Consider the following 14,276-nt stretch of genomic DNA (forward strand, 5'->3'; position numbering starts at 1 on the left):
GATGAAAATATCATACAACTGGCTCAAAGATTTCATACAGACAGATAAAACGCCGGCCGAACTTTCCGCCATCCTTACCGATATTGGCCTTGAGGTGGAAGCATTGGAAGTGGTACAGCCCATACCGGGCGGACTTGAAGGGCTTGTCATCGGGGAAGTCAAAACCTGCGAACAGCACCCGAATGCTGATCGGTTGAGGGTGACGACCGTAGATATTAAAGGGGAGGTGCCCCTGCACATCGTATGCGGTGCGCCAAACGTGGCGGTGAGTCAGCGGGTTGTCGTGGCCACGGTCGGTACAACCGTTTATCCCACGGCTGGCGAACCGTTTAAAATCAATAAATCCAAAATCCGGGGTGAAATTTCCGAAGGGATGATCTGCGCGGAAGACGAAATCGGCCTGGGATCGTCTCATGAAGGCATCATGGTGCTTCCAAACGATGCCCCGATAGGGGTGCCCGCCAGCGTATATTTTGCGGTGCAGGACGACTACGTCTTTGAAATCGGCCTCACCCCAAACCGGGCTGACGCTGCATCGCACCTGGGGGTTGCCCGCGATATCGCTGCCTTTTTGCGCGAAGGATATCACCTTCCGGATGTGTCGGCATTTGCCGAAGACCACAGTGCCGAGGCGCTGCCGGTCGTCGTGGAAGATAGCGGTGTTTGCCCGCGCTACAGCACTGTCAGCATCAGCGGGGTACAAGTAGGCGAATCGCCGCAATGGCTCAAGGATCGTCTGCAAGCCATCGGCGTGCGCCCGATTAATAACGTCGTCGATGCAACCAATTATGTGTTGCATGAGCTGGGGCAGCCGCTGCATGCGTTCGATGCCGGTAAGCTGTCGGGAAACAAAGTGATTGTACGCCGTGCGAAAGCCGGCGAATCGTTCGTCACCCTCGATGGGATAACGCGTACGTTGCATGCCGAAGACCTGATGATATGTGATGCCGATAAGCCGTTGTGTATTGCAGGCGTGTTCGGCGGTATCCACTCAGGCGTGACTGAAAGCACGACGCAGGTTTTTTTGGAAAGCGCCTATTTCGATGCAGTGTCTGTACGGAAGACATCCAAAAGGCATGGGCTCAAAACCGATGCTTCCTTCCGGTTTGAACGCGGAACGGATCCCGATATTACCGTTTTTGCGCTAAAAAGGGCGGCGCTACTTATTACGGAAATAGCGGGAGGGCGGATTTCCACGCCGATATCGGATATATACCCAACGCCCATACCGCCGTTTGCCGTTGACGTGAGGTACGCCCAAGTACAGCGACTTATTGGAAAAGCCATTCCTGAAACAACGATTAAGGCCATTATTGAGGCCTTGGGGATAACCGTGCGGAATGAGGCCGCCGGGGTGCTGACGGTAGAGGTACCGCCTTACAAAGTGGATGTGACCCGCGAGGTCGATATCATTGAAGAGGTGCTCCGTATCTACGGATACAACAATATCGAGATTAAGCGGCAAATCAAGGCTTCGCTCAATACCTCACTTAAACCGGATAAAGAGGTCGTGCAGAACCAGATCGCTGATTTGCTTATTGGCAATGGGTACCGTGAGATACTGGCCAACTCGTTGACAAAGATGGATTACATGGATGATCCGGCTACGGCCGTCCGCCTGTTGAACCCGTTGAGTACCGACTTGGATTGCATGAGACAGAACCTGCTATTTTCGGCATTGGAAGCCATCGCTTATAATGAAAAACGCAAACTCAGCGATTTAAAGCTTTTTGAGTTTGGTCATTCGTATCATACCGCCGGCGATGGTTACGCGGAGACACCGCGCTTGGCATTGGCCATCACCGGTAAACTGTTGCCCGAACAATGGAACCAGGTGGCCAAACCGGTGTCCTTTTATCACATAAAAGCAAGCGTCGACGGTATTTTAAAACGGCTAAATATCAGTGGCCTGCAAGTCGTTGATGCGCCCGGTGCCCATTACCAGTATGGACTGGCCTACGAAAGGGGGGGCAAGGTTATTGTTTCATTCGGCGCCGTAAGCCAAACTGATTTGCGAAAAGCCGACGTTGGGGGCGAAGTGTTTTATGCCGAGTTTGATTGGGGACAGGTACTTAAAGCCATCCGGAAAAACAAAATTACCTACCGGGAGGTGTCCAAATTCCCTGCAGTGCGGCGGGATCTTTCGCTATTGGTAGATGAAGATGTCACCTTTGGCGCCCTGAAGAATATTGCCGAGAAAACCGAGCGCAAATTGCTGAAGAGCATGAACGTGTTTGACGTATACAAAGGCGATAAATTGCCGGCAGGGAAAAAATCGTATGCGCTTCATTTTATCTTGCAGGATGAAGAAAAAACGCTTAATGACAAACAAATTGATGCAATAGTTAAAAAATTAATTTATAACTTTGAGAAAGAAACTGGAGCAGAAGTCAGAAAGTAACAGACCGTAATTCGTAAGTCCGTAATTCGTAAGTTGTAGTTTTTAAACATCCGTAGTAAGAGTTAACTATATGTCATCAGTAGCGGCACAGCTGGAGAATGTCGTCGAGAAGACGCGTAAATTATTGGATTTATGCGTATCTTTGCAAGCAGAGAATGACATGCTGAAGCTGGAGTTGCAGGCATTGAAGGTTGCGTTGGATACCAGCGGTAATAAAAACAAACAACTGGAAGAGCAGCTAAAGGCACTGGCAGTGGCCCGATCGTTGGAAGAAGTGGAGGTGGATAAAGCGGGAATAAATGAAAAAATACTTGACACAAAACAAAAAATTAACGATTTTGTGCGGGAAATAGATAAGTGTATCGAATTACTCAGGTGATTGGTTGGTAAGTGGCGTATAGTGAATTAGCTCAAGCATGGGAGAAATTTCCATAAAAATAAACATTGCGGATCGGATTTACCCCTTGCGGGTGGATATGGAAGAAGAAGAGGTTATCCGGCGGGCAGCAAAACTGATTAACGACAGGATTAAAGAATTTCAGGAGAATTATGCTGTAAGAGACAAACAGGACCTATTATCGATGTGCGTGCTTCATTATGCGACAGGTATGCTTAAAGCCGAAGGGAAATCAAACGCAAGTGAAGTAGGGATCGTAAGGGCTGTTGATGAGCTGGATAGCATGCTGACGACGTTCTTTAACCGATAACGTTCTTATACTGATTCAGAGCTTAAAAAAACAACGAATTTACCGCAGTTAAATTCGGGTTTCACTATTTTAAACTTAACGCTTCAATATCACAAAGCGTAAACAAGATGTAGACCATTTTGCAGATGCCATCTGGTCATGATCAATACGCTAAAACCTGTGTAAAGAAGTTTATAATACATGAGACCTGATTAATTTAATTGCGGTTTTTTTTATGCATATCCGCTCAGGCGCGATGGATGGTCAGCGGTGCGATCGATGACCGGAAGGGGTGGCCAACAGGATAAATTAGGATAATGAGTACTTAAAAATGAAGCCGATATATAACGAATACTGACACGTAGGACCATCATGATTTACATGGAGCGCCCATCGGCCAATAAAAGAATAATAATTAGATGAAATCAATAAAAACGAATAGCTAATGGATAGTATATACATCATTGTAGGTTTTGTTGCGGGAGTAGTGGTAGGGCGGTTTGCCCTGCGTTTCTTGTTTAAAAAGCAGGAGGTAGCGGCACAGAGCAAAGCAAAGAAAATCTTAAAGGAAGCTGAGCAGGCAGGTGAGCACCTCAAAAAACAACGGCTACTGGAAGCCAAAGAGAAGTTTCTGCAACTTAAAGCAGAACATGAGAAAGAAACCAACCAGCGGAACAACACACTTAACCAACGTGAAAACAACATCAGACAAAAAGAACAGTCGCTGAACCAAAAGCTGGAAAACCTGAACCGGGAAAAACAGGAGCTGGAAAATACACGTAAAAACCTGGAACGGCTTACCGAACTCAACGAGAAAAAGCAGGAAGAGGTAGAGCAGCTGAAAGCGCAACATATCAAGCATCTGGAGACCATTGCCGGGCTTTCCGCTGAGGAGGCGAAAAACCAATTGGTTGAAAACCTGAAAGAAGAGGCCCGTTCGAAAGCGATCATCCAGATCAAAGATATCGTGGATGAAGCTAAGTTGACGGCCACCAAAGAAGCGAAAAAGGTGGTCATCCAAACGATACAGCGTACAGCCACGGAGAGTGCCATTGAAAATACGGTATCCATCTTCAACATCGAAAACGACGAAATCAAGGGACGCATCATCGGCCGTGAAGGCCGGAATATTCGCGCGTTGGAAGCGGCTACGGGCGTGGAAATCATCGTGGATGATACGCCCGAGGCTATTATCCTGTCGGGCTTCGACCCGGTGCGCAGGGAAATCGCCCGCTTGGCGCTCCACCGGCTTGTGACGGATGGTCGCATACACCCCGCACGCATCGAGGAGGTTGTTGCGAAAACCAAGAACCAGATTGAAGACGAGATTGTCGAAATCGGCGAGCGCACGGTGATTGACCTGGGTATACATGGGCTCCATCCGGAGTTGATTCGTATGGTGGGGCGTATGCGTTACCGCTCTTCGTACGGGCAAAACCTTTTACAGCACTCACGTGAGGTCGCTAATTTCAGCGCGACCATGGCTGCTGAATTGGGGCTCAACGTCAAACACGCCAAACGTGCCGGGTTGTTGCACGACATAGGTAAAGTGCCGGATGACAATCCCGAATTGCCTCACGCTATATTGGGGATGCAGCTGGCCGAGAAATACAAAGAGCACCCCGACGTATGCAATGCCATCGGTGCTCACCACGACGAGATAGAAATGACATCGCTGATCTCGCCAATTGTGCAAGCCTGCGACGCCATCTCCGGCGCACGGCCGGGCGCACGCCGGGAAGTGGTGGAAAACTACATCAAAAGGCTTAAAGAGCTGGAAGAACTGGCGCTTTCTTACCCGGGTGTGGAAAAGACCTTTGCGATCCAGGCAGGGCGTGAGTTGCGTGTAGTGGTGCAAAGCGAGCGCGTATCGGATGCGCAGGCTGAGCTGCTGGCGGCCGATATTTCTACCCGTATTCAGACGGAGATGACCTATCCGGGGCAAATTAAGGTAACCGTAATCCGCGAAACACGGTCGGTGTCGTATGCGAAATAGTTCGAAGTCGCGCGTCAAAAGCCACGGGTCAGCAGCTGGAACCCCGAGACGTGGGGGCAAGGGTTCGAAACCGGAGCACCCCAGGCGGCAGGTGGATACATATTTCGAGGTGTTGGACAAAGCCTACCAACACCCTACCAACCGGATCATCCAATGGGTGGCTATTCCCCTGTTTTCGTTCGCCGTACTGGGCATGGTGTGGATGGTGCCTTTTCCCGAAATCGCATTTTTGAAGAAGCATGGCTACGACATGTTCCTCAATTGGGGATCCTTCTTCATTGCAGCGATGATTTACTACTACCTGCGCTTAGCCCCGACGCTGTCTTATGCAGCGTTGCTTACCGTCGGTGTATTCAGCTTTTTTATTGTGCAGCTTGAATACGTTGAGCAGGCTGGAGGTCCCGCCGTTTGGTTGGTCTGTGCCGTTTTACTGCTGATTGCATTAGCCGCTTTATCCGTTGGCAAAAGTATGGAACGGACGCAGGCGCCGTTCCATACGTTCTGGCGGTTACTCGTACTTGGCCCCATATGGCTCTGGCATTTTGTATTCAGGAAGTTAAACATTCCCTATTAGCGGCAGGCGGATTTACCCCATTCTCCGCTGTTGGCAGCGGCTTAAACGGGCCGTGTAGTCAAAGATTGGCGATTGAAGCCCCAGGTTAGGATCTAGATGCGGCGGCTCATCTTTGGGGTTTTCGTCCAAAATGAGCATCCAGCAATAAGACTCCAGCAACCTAAAGCCACGGACCTCGCAAATGGAAGCGGTTTGCCGTCCTAACTTGTGATAATCCTCTTCACGCCTAAGCTTTTTCCATTGGATGAGAAAGATGTTGTAAATGACAAGGTATGCAAAGTTATTCGGGTAGTTGGTCGACAATCGGGAAGCATAAGCGCTGGCGGTCTCTACCTCGCCGCATTCCGTCAGAAACAACGCGTAGATCAGCTTCGTGAAGTTCAATTCGGCCGCGTTGCGGGGCGCTTCCTCGTTAAGGCGCCTGCTAAGCACGTCAATATAGCCATGGGCAAATTTGATCTTGCGCGATACCTTGGCCAACGTATAGACCAAAAGGTCAAACAGCTGGTTTGCAATCAATCCGTCGCTCTTCGACAGGCGGCGGTAAAGCATTTCCAATTCATGGATGGTTTCTTTGTCGACATGCTCTCCCTTGAAATATTGATATAAGTAGGAGAGGACCACAAACGGATTGATGACAAAGCTGGCGAAGGCCTCCGGCGGTTTCACCGCGAGTTGCTCGAACTGCATCATGAACGCGTCTTCCTCCCATTTAAGTATCGCAATGAAGGCAAGCTTGCTACGAAGGATGATTTCGTGGGTTTCAGATAACTTGAAATCCAGGAGCTTGGAAACATTGGGTTCGTATTCGGGCTGGAAACAGGTGAAGCTCAGTGCATACTCGACAAACGCACTGTTGCAAAGCTCCAGGTTTATCTGATCCCGGATGAGCTGGTTAGGAGCGAACGACAGCTTATGTATGCCATCGCAGATAAACGCTATGATTTCAAAACGGTCATCATTGAGAAACTGAATGTTTTCAATCTGGTTAACCAGGTCAAGGTCTCCGGATTCGATATAAAACAGCAATAGCCATTTCAGCTGCTCCACCTTCACTTTATTGGAGGAAGCGGACCGATCCAACGCATCAAGCAGTTGCCCGGTGTCATTGTAGCTATGGAACCATTGGAGTGCCATGAAATACGTGGCGATACGTTCTGATTGGAACCGGATAGCCACCTGCTGCCTGACTTCGTGCTTGCTGTTAATCTCCTGCAATACCCCAATCGAAAGCAGGTCCTGGTAAGCGGCCTGATGTTGTTTGATGACGGCATAGGCTTGCCGTTTATTGACGTGAAGTGTGCTGTCGTGCGCGTCGACTAAGGCGGCCAGCTCGTCCAGCAGGCTTTGCTTTCCGAGGGAATTGACACCATTGAACACCTTCTTTTTTAGATATCGCGCAACAACAAGGTATTCGTCGAAAACTGTCGCTTCGCGCGGGTCTGCGTTTTCCCCGTTTAGTTCATAGTAATATTGAAAAAATAGCGGCACATGAAAGAGGTTCTTATGTCGTAAATTCAGTGGGCGCAGCGGCTTGTCCCGCCCGTTGATGTTGCGGATAAGCTGATGCAATTCCGCATTGGAAAAGGCCCCCATATCAGCCGATTCGCCGGCCGGCGTGCCGCTCAATATGGAAAACCACTGCAGATTGGCAATGGTATCCTGAAAGAGGTTTCTGTACTTAAAAAGCGTAGACGTACGCATGACCAAAATAACACGGAACCAAGTGAATCGCGCAAAATGCTGAGCCATGTCGGAGAGTTGGTCGATGGTGTTCGAAAACTGTTTGTCTGTTACCAGGTCAGAATGTAATTCGTCGATAATAAGATAGAAATTGCCGGGAGCGCCGTCTTGGTAGTTTTCCATAAAACGCTCAAGCAGATCGGTGGTGTCGAAGCCGAGGAGATTAGCCAGCCATTTGTTGCTATGAAATCCAAAGATGGTGCTATGCAGCAGGGACAGGCTGCTGACAAACAGGTAGCTATCGTGTTCTTGGGAGTCCGGCTTTTGGGTGATTTTTCTTTCCAGCCAGCGGGATATGGATACGGTTTTCCCGTATCCGGCGGGCCCGCTGAAAATGCCCGCAGTCGCTTCACTTTGCTGAAAGCGCTGCATGAACATGTCCACGTGTTCCCGATCAATGGTTTGGCGGTAGGGGATTCCGCATTTGTGTTTATTGCTTTCAATGTTAAATAAACTGATTTTGGTCGCGTTGCGGGAAACTTCATCCCACGTCTTGCACGGCGAAAGCCGCAATTGACATTGCTCCATATTGGTGTAAAAGTCGTCCCAACCGCTGAAGCCGCAATATTCGGCCAATGCGTTAAGGGTATAGGCCGAGGGCCGGTGTATGGACGAAGCGAAACCAAATATACGCTTTATGGTGGTTTCGCTGACGCTCTTGTTCGTTACTGCCTTGATATCCAATGCCAGTCGGTAACAATCGGCGGGGAGTAGCTGGGTAATCTGGGACTTGTTCAATACAAGCGTTTTCAGTTGATCAAAATAAGCCCGTAAATATGCTTTCATGTAAAGGTAGATGGTAGATGGTTAAAAATAATAGCCTGATCAGTCACTGACGGTCAATCCTTTTGTTGGTGTATAGGTTTCTTTAAAGTTAAGTGGCTAGTTGCAGCGATTTGGTGTATAAAAATCTATTTACATAGTAACTTGATTAATTAGTTAATGGTGAAAAGCTGTAGTATGCTTAGCATTCGGCAAACATAAAGTTTCTTAGTTGTTATAATCTGCCAAAATGTAGTAAATTTTGCTCTTTAACGTATTTAAACAAACTGACCATTGCCCAATCCGAGCCATTAACAATACATCACTATTTCAGGTATCACGTAGACGATTCTGGAAAACGACGCCCTGTAATCTTGCAGATCGAGGCCTTAGTTTCCTGTTAAGCAAACTTAACCATAAGGATGTGGTCTGCCTAGCGCCTATCATAATATGAATGAAATGAACAGGGGCGTATAATATGAATGCAGTGAACAGGGGTTTGGCGAGTTGGCCAAATTATCTTTGAGCGTGTTGAACGACAGTCGTGGACGGATGGGAATATTTCCTGCGCGTGGCCTGTTGGAAACACCTATGAAAAAACATCTACCAACTATGCAATGCAAGAACCATACCATATTAAGGTATTTCGAATACCGTAACCGGCAGTAAGCCAAGTGTGTTCGAATACAGCATGCCGGCGAAAATAGATTATTGCCTCGCCAGCGGTGTGATGTCCGAATAAAGCTGCGTGGCAGCAGTGCTTAATTATCAAAATTTGAAAAACATTATATGATTATAAACCCATAGCCAATGGAAGCATCATCTACTTATCTGAAACTTTCTTTTACACGTTTTTTATTCAGTTGCATCGCGTTCGCTGCCATACTGTGTTCCGCTCTTGGGGAGGCCAAGGGGCAGACGAAAAAATTGGCTGATGATGTGACGTACACCAGCCCGGATAGAGTCGTCTCGGCAATCGGGTGCGGTGCGCTAGGTCTAACGCCGTGTTATGCGCCTACTGTCGAAAATCAGGGCCATGCGCTGGTTGATGACGACAACTATGCCAGGCTGCTGGCCAGCCCCGGGCTGGCCGCAGGCTTAGGTGCATATACGGGGGTAATCGAGCTGAAGTTTGAAAACACCCTGCCGGCTGATTCATGGTCTTATGTGCGAATAGCAGGTGATAACAGTCTTTTTAATGCGTTATTGGGGGGAAGTTTAGGTGAATTATTGGGGCAGGTGCTGGGCGCGGTATTATTGGGCAATCAGGAGATTGTCATCGATGCCAGAAACGGCAGTACATCGGTTTTGTCGCGAAGCAGCGCGTCGGGCTTCAGTACCGATAGGGTCAAACTGGTGGTCGACAAGGTGGGCAATTATTATATCGCGATACGTCCAGGTGCTGCTTATGACAGGATACGGATAACCAATCAGACTGGGTCGTTATTGGGGCTTGGGGCCCAACGTACGTTGGATGTCTATAACGCGTTTTATTATGACGATGCGATGGATTGCCTGCAAGCGCAGTTTACCTCGTTTGATGGTGAAGGGTTGAACTTGAATATTTTGCAGAGCGGTGCGGGGGCCACGAATATCGGCAACGCAATAGATGACGACGAGGATTCGTATTCCCAAATCAGTACGGGAAGTGTCAGCCTTGGATTGGGCAACTCAATTTACCAGACGATATACTACGACGAGCTTTCCGCCCCCGGGGATTATTTGAGAATAAAGCTTGGCGTCGCCAACGGATCCGCAGTAAATGCTCGGCTGCTTGGGAATATCGAAATTAAGGCTTTCGCAGGTAGTCAGGAGGTCTATGCCAAGCGATTGAGCGGAGGCTTGGTCAACGGTGTGGATGTCCTTGGGTTGCTGCAAAGTGGGCAGCCAGCCACGATATATATTGGCCCCGGCGTGGCCTTTGACCGGGTGACCATTGGCTATAATGCGATTGTCGACGTTAATTTATTAGGAAGTGCGCCCATCCATCTTTATGATGTGAAGCGCTATGGAGCTACTTGTCCGGAACCGGGTGCGCCGGCGCCCGTCGATGATGGGCATATGTTCCTTGATGCGAATAAAGATTGTGCGGACAATATACATTCATTTGAAAATGCCAATTTCCCCTACAATGCGGTGGATGGACACAATGGCACCTACACAACGCTGGAAGCTGGCTCAGGGCTGGTACTCGGCATCGGAAGCTATACCGGACACATCGAGCTGGGATTTGATGGGGTGAAGAGTGGCGGAACCACAACGTATGTCCGCATTGATTTCGATAACGAGATCTTGTCAGGGTTATTGGACGGCAGTATCGGCGATTTACTAAGTGGAGTCACGGGTGCCCTTTTCGGCCAGCATTACTTCACCGTTGAAGTAAAAAATGGGGATAATCCTGCGTTCTTGACTGCTTCCTCGAATAACGGTTTCTTGAATCAGCCGGTTAAAGTAGTTCAGGATAAATATGGCCATTATTATGTTGCGGTGACTCCTGATCAGCCCTACGATCGCATCCGGATTACGGAACATTATCCCGGAGCGGTCGGCCTGGCAGGCATTGCCAACATGAATGTTTATCATGCCTGTGTGTCAACCGGCTCAGCGCACTGTGAACAAGCCTTCGCCACCTATTCCGAATCAGGCGGAATCAGTCTTGACTTGCTTGGGTTAGGTAGCGCCGGCGTTAGAAACGCGCACTTGGCGATTGACGATGACAACGTCGCTGTCGAGGACGATGAAACCTTTTCCGAAATTGGCATCGGTGCGGCCGGTGTGGGCGCGAGTATTTTCCAGTTCGTGGATTTCCATACACTTTCGTCTCCTGCAGATTATTTTAAAATTAAGCTTGGCGTCGAAAATGGAAGCACGCTAAATGTTCAGTTGTTAAATAACATCGAAATACGGGCATACAACGGTGACGATCTCGTGTACTCCCAACGATTGCAAGATGGTTTGGTTGCCGGATTGGATATCTTAGGACTGTTGACCACGGACAATGTCGTGACGATTCCAATTGGCCCCGGCGTAGCTTTCGATCGCGTTGCCGTGGGTATCAACGCATTAGTTGAATTAAATGTATTGAATTCACCCGTTCGGGTGTACAGCATCAAGCGTTTTGGTGCAGATTGCCCCGACCCCAGGCCGCTACCCAACGATCCGCAGACGGAATCACCGTTTAACGGTCCGGATTGCGGTGTTGAGTTAGGCGCGTTTGAGCATGTCAACTTTGCATACAATGCCATTGATGGCCATATCGATACGTATGCGACGCTATCGGCGGGTTCAGGCATCGCCTTGGGCATCGGCGGGTCGTACAGCGGGTATATCGAGCTTGGCTATGACCAGCCGGTGCCGGCGTTGGAAACGTCGTACGTTCGCATTGATATGCCGGATGAAGAATTGCTCGACGCGCTTGTAGGCGGTAGCCTTGGTTCTATTCTAGCTGATTTGGGTGGTATCGTATTATTCGGCAATCATTACTTTGACATCTCGGTACGGGATGCCGCCGGCAACGAGATTTATGAAGTGTCCAGCGCAGGAGGCTTCAATAGCAACAATGCCCGCATTGTACGGGATGAGCATGGCCGTTATTACATTGCCTTTACCGCCGATGTGCCATATCAATCAGTGAGGATTACGTTAAACAATACCGCGGTAGCAGGATTGGGTGAGGTGACGACCATGAATGTCTATAGCATGTGCCGTGAAACCGTATTCGATCCTTGCGAGCAAGCAACGTTTACCTCTTTCGACGGAACCGGCCTTTCGCTTAATTTGTTTGAAGGAGCAAATCCGGCCGGCGTAGTCAATCCGCATTACGTAATAGATGAGAATAACTCCAATTATTCGGAGCTTTCATTGGGCACTGCCGCGGTCGGCGCGGCTATCTACCAGGATGTTTACTTCAAAACGCCTGTAATAACCGCCGCTACGGACGTGGTAAGGTTGCGCGTGCAAGTCCCGCAGACATTGCTGAATGTTGATCTCTTGGGTGCTTACCGGGTATACCTGTATCATGGGAATGATGAAGTGTATTCCGCTACGTTCCAGAATGCATTGATCAACGGGTTGGATTTACTCGGCTTGCTTAATTCTGGCGGCCGGGTCAACGTCGAATTTGAACCGGGTGCAGGCATCACGTACGATCGTGTCCGTTTTGAGGTAGGTTCCGTGCTCGGCTTAAGTATCGGGAATCCGGTTCGGTTGTACAACATCTACCGGATATCGGACGCATGCCCGGATCCGGAATTCGAACAGCCGCCGTTTAGTGTCTGCGCTGATGTCATTGTTGGCGAAGGCGAAAATGTGGACGATATCCAAAACCTCACGGATGGCAACCACAATAGCTATGCAACGATTCGGTCGGATGCGGGTTTGGTTGCTGGTATTGGCGCATACTCCGGACATGTCGAACTGGGTTTCAGCGCGGTGGTTCCCGCCGGTACGTCGTCGTATATCCGTATTGAATATGAAGATGAAGTACTGCAGGCGCTGCTCGCCGGTTCGCTGGGCAACGCAGTCAATAGCCTGCTGAACGGTATCGCCTTGGGCGACCACTACTTCAATGTGATTGTAAACGATGAAAATGGCAATGAAGTTGTCTCAGGCAGTAGCCGGGATCTGTTTGACGATGCAAACGGCCAAATCCGCTTGGTGCAGGATACAAAAGGTCGGTATTATCTTGAGATTAGGCCAACAGTAGCGTATCAATCGGTAAGGCTTGAAGATCATACAACCGCGTTGTTAGGCGTCTTGTCGTCCGAAGGGCATCTGGATGTTTATGGCATGTGCCATACCCCAACGACCTTCGAATGCCCGGCAGCATTTTCAACGTCTTACGAGGGTAGCGGACTGGGTCTCGACGTGCTCAACCTTGGTGGTGCCGGCGTGCAAAATGCATTCTGGGCGATCGACCAAAACACTTCGAGTGCCTCTACATTGAGTCTCGGCACATTGAATGTGCTTGGGTCCATACAGCAGAATATCCAGTTCGACCGGGTACTTACTGCAGGCGATCAGATCCGCATTAAGATGAAGGTCGGTACTGGTACGCTGAATGCGGCGCTATTAAGTACCTTGGAGGTAGTTGGCTACCTTGACGGTGTAGAAGTATCCACCAGGGACTTCGAACAAGCCTTCGTGGAAACCAATATCGTAGACCTGTTGAATGATAGCGATCCAGTGGAGGTGACCGTCGAGCTTGATACCGATGTCGATGAAATTGCCATCCGCTTAAGCGATCTCGCTGGCGTAGGTGTCGCTCCGAACGTAAGTATCTATCACGTGATCCCTTTCTGCGAGTCGTATGCGCAAAGTTACCTGGAAGTAACCAAGAATAACGCCTGGGCCGATGGCAACGATTATAATGAGGTTACGGCAACGATCATTGATGCGGGTGCGGCGACTCCGGTGACGAACAAGGAAGTTATATTCACCATCACGCATGTCGATAATACGAGGACCACTGAAACCATCACAACGGATACCGAGGGGAAAGCCAGGTTGCAGCTTACCAGCACGCTTGCAGGTGTTGCGAGTGTGACGGCCACTGTTGAGGGCATGATCATCGCAGATGGTAGTCCAGCCGAGGTTACCTTTATCATACCCAACAACCTCAGTATCACGAAGGTGGCTGACGAAGCCACGGGCGTGACAGCCGGCGAAAGTACCACCTTTACGGTCACCATCACCAACGATGGTCCTGCGCCGGTCGTAGTAGGCAAGGAAATTCCGCTCAACGAGCGGCCGAGCGAAGGGTTAACGATTACAACCTATGAGGTTACGAGTGGCAACGCCACCGTCTCAGGAAGCGGCAACAGCGCCATCGTAACGGTAACAACGCAAGTTCCGCAGGACGGCACCATTACCTTGCGTGTCACGGCTGATGTTGCTCCAAATGCGCCGGCAGTAGTGGCTAATGGTATCGATGTTTGGGGGCCTGACCGGGATCCGGATACGGATACGCCGGATGACAGCGACGATACGGATCCGATCCCCGTGAATCGCGATTACGGCTTGGATGGAAACATTACCAAAATTGCTGCCGACGGCACGGATGCGGTGGCTGTAGCTGGCGGAGCATTTGAATATACCGTGACGGTGACCAACGGT

General features: G+C 49.5%; 7 protein-coding genes. 6 read left to right on the forward strand and 1 reads right to left on the reverse strand.

What is annotated here, in order from left to right:
* Position 1: 1 nt before the first annotated feature.
* From pheT to JHJ32_RS14015, 5 genes are all read left to right on the forward strand, one after another.
* On the forward strand, positions 2–2,401 hold the full coding sequence (gene pheT / locus JHJ32_RS13995) for a phenylalanine--tRNA ligase subunit beta (RefSeq protein ID WP_200121348.1): 2,400 nt from the start codon (positions 2–4) through the stop codon (positions 2,399–2,401).
* A gap of 70 nt (positions 2,402–2,471) precedes the next feature.
* Complete coding sequence (locus JHJ32_RS14000; RefSeq protein WP_079717830.1) at positions 2,472–2,780, forward strand: hypothetical protein; 309 nt, start codon at positions 2,472–2,474, stop codon at positions 2,778–2,780.
* Positions 2,781–2,817: 37 nt separating this feature from the next.
* A complete protein-coding gene (locus tag JHJ32_RS14005; RefSeq protein WP_079717831.1) occupies positions 2,818–3,108 on the forward strand; it encodes a cell division protein ZapA in 291 nt (96 codons plus the stop codon).
* Between the two features lie 424 nt (positions 3,109–3,532).
* Positions 3,533–5,083, forward strand: coding sequence for a ribonuclease Y (gene rny, locus JHJ32_RS14010; RefSeq protein ID WP_200121349.1), 1,551 nt, complete (start codon positions 3,533–3,535; stop codon positions 5,081–5,083).
* Positions 5,073–5,657 carry a hypothetical protein gene (locus JHJ32_RS14015; protein ID WP_233632659.1) on the forward strand — a complete coding sequence of 195 codons (585 nt, stop codon included), beginning with the start codon at positions 5,073–5,075 and terminating at the stop codon, positions 5,655–5,657. Before rny ends, JHJ32_RS14015 begins: the two co-directional genes overlap by 11 nt.
* A gap of 12 nt (positions 5,658–5,669) precedes the next feature.
* Here JHJ32_RS14015 and JHJ32_RS14020 read toward each other — a convergent pair whose 3' ends face one another.
* Complete coding sequence (locus tag JHJ32_RS14020) at positions 5,670–8,186, reverse strand: hypothetical protein (RefSeq protein WP_200121350.1); 2,517 nt, start codon at positions 8,184–8,186, stop codon at positions 5,670–5,672.
* 786 nt (positions 8,187–8,972) lie between these two features.
* Here JHJ32_RS14020 and JHJ32_RS14025 point away from each other — a divergent pair.
* A partial coding sequence (locus tag JHJ32_RS14025; protein WP_200121351.1) for an invasin domain 3-containing protein occupies positions 8,973–14,276 on the forward strand: 5,304 nt, incomplete at its 3' end.

It is taken from the genome of Parapedobacter sp. ISTM3 (assembly GCF_016533505.1).
In the GTDB taxonomy this organism is placed as follows: domain Bacteria; phylum Bacteroidota; class Bacteroidia; order Sphingobacteriales; family Sphingobacteriaceae; genus Parapedobacter; species Parapedobacter luteus.